Below are 1,449 nucleotides of genomic sequence, written 5' to 3'. Positions count from 1 at the left end.
GATCCGGGGAAGCAGACGCGCCCCGCGCTGGATTTCTTCCAGTGAGAGCGGGTTTGGAACCGGAAGAGGATGAACGGGCTTGGCTGGATGGTTTCGCCGGCCCGGCGTCGCAGGAGTTTCTAGACGCGCTCGATGACTACGGGCGACCAACCAGAGCGAGCCGTTTTTGAGTGAGATACTTGCTCGATACCAACGTCGTCATCCAACTGTGGACTGGCGCGGCAGGCTTGCAGCGCCGGGTGCGGCAGCATTCGCTGGCCGATATCGGAGTGTCGTCGGTCGCCAGCTTCGAGTTGGTGTTCGGTGCGCTCAAGAGCGCTCGGGCAGCGCATAACCTGGCAAGGGTTGAGGCGCTGGCCTTCGAGAGCCTGCCGTTCGACGTGGATGATGCGCGCGGTGCGGCGGAAGTCCGGCTTGCGTTGGCGCGCGCGGGAATGCCGATCGGGCCGTATGACGTGCTCATTGCCGGGCAGGCGCTTGCCCGGGATCTGACGCTTGTCACCCACAGCACGCGCGAGTTCGCTCGGGTGCCCGGGTTGCGGGTGGAGGATTGGGAGGCGTGAGGCTGTCGCGCTCCCTGCTGGCGGCGTTGGTGTTCGGGTATGCGTTCCTGTTCATTCCGGTCATCCTGCTGGTGCTCACCAGCTTCAATGATTCTCGGATGACCACCGTGTTGTCTGGCTTCTCGTGGCGCTGGTATGTCACGCTGTGGCACGATGACGCGCTGATCGGCGCCGGGCTGCTGTCGCTGCGAGTGGCGGCGTTGTCGGCGACCGGGGCAACCATCCTCGGGACGGCGGCGGGCGTGGTGCTGGTGCGGTTCCAACGCCTGCGCGGGCGGGCGGTGCTGGACACGCTGCTGGCGACCCGATTGGTGCTGCCGGACGTGCTGATCGGTCTGTCGCTGCTGTTGCTTTTTGTTGCCAGCGAGCAGTGGCTCGGCTTCCCCAGCGAGCGCGGGGCGACGACGATCGCGGTGGCGCATATCTCGTTCTCGCTGTCCTACGTGGCGGTGGTGGTGCGGGCCCGGTTGGACGGCGCGGGGACGGATCTGGAGGAGGCGGCGATGGACCTCGGCTGCACGCCGGGCGGCGCGTTCTTCCGCGTCACGCTGCCGCTGTTGTCGCCGGCGCTGCTGTCGGGATGGCTGCTGGCGTTCACGCTCAGCCTGGACGATTTGGTGGTGGCGAGCTTCGTGTCCGGCCCGGGAGCCTCCACCCTGCCGATGGTGGTGTTCTCGTCGCTGAAGCTGGGTGCGACGCCGGAACTGAATGCGCTGGCGACGGTGATCCTGCTGGTGGTGTCCACGGCGCTGGTCGGCGCATGGCTGCTGCAACAGCGCGCGGTTGCCGGGGGACGCCGCCGGGCATAGGGTGCAGCCGCCTTTTTACCCGGAATATAGTCATGGAACTCATCGCCGAACGGCTTGGTCGCGTCAGCCCCAGCCAG

3 protein-coding genes are annotated in these 1,449 nt (G+C 66.7%); all 3 read left to right on the top strand.

Translation table 11 applies throughout. The features are described 5' to 3' along the window. Positions 1 to 45: hypothetical protein (locus tag GSQ76_RS32850; protein WP_408837124.1), on the top strand; the 45-nt coding region annotated here is incomplete at its 5' end. A 125-nt stretch (positions 46 to 170) separates the two neighbouring features. Further along, on the top strand, positions 171 to 563 hold the full coding sequence (locus GSQ76_RS22705) for a type II toxin-antitoxin system VapC family toxin (RefSeq protein WP_158746396.1): 393 nt from the start codon (positions 171 to 173) through the stop codon (positions 561 to 563). Further along, the gene (locus GSQ76_RS22700) at positions 560 to 1,372 is read left to right on the top strand and encodes an ABC transporter permease subunit (protein WP_254070581.1); all 813 of its coding nucleotides are present in this window, start codon (positions 560 to 562) and stop codon (positions 1,370 to 1,372) included. The genes GSQ76_RS22705 and GSQ76_RS22700 overlap by 4 nt, the downstream gene beginning before the upstream one ends. Positions 1,373 to 1,449: the final 77 nt, after the last annotated feature.

It is taken from the genome of Acidisphaera sp. L21 (assembly GCF_009765685.1).
Classification (GTDB): Bacteria; Pseudomonadota; Alphaproteobacteria; order Acetobacterales; family Acetobacteraceae; genus LMUY01.
The sequence above is the reverse complement of the archived record's forward strand: the minus strand, read 5'-3'. Positions and strand labels throughout refer to the sequence as shown.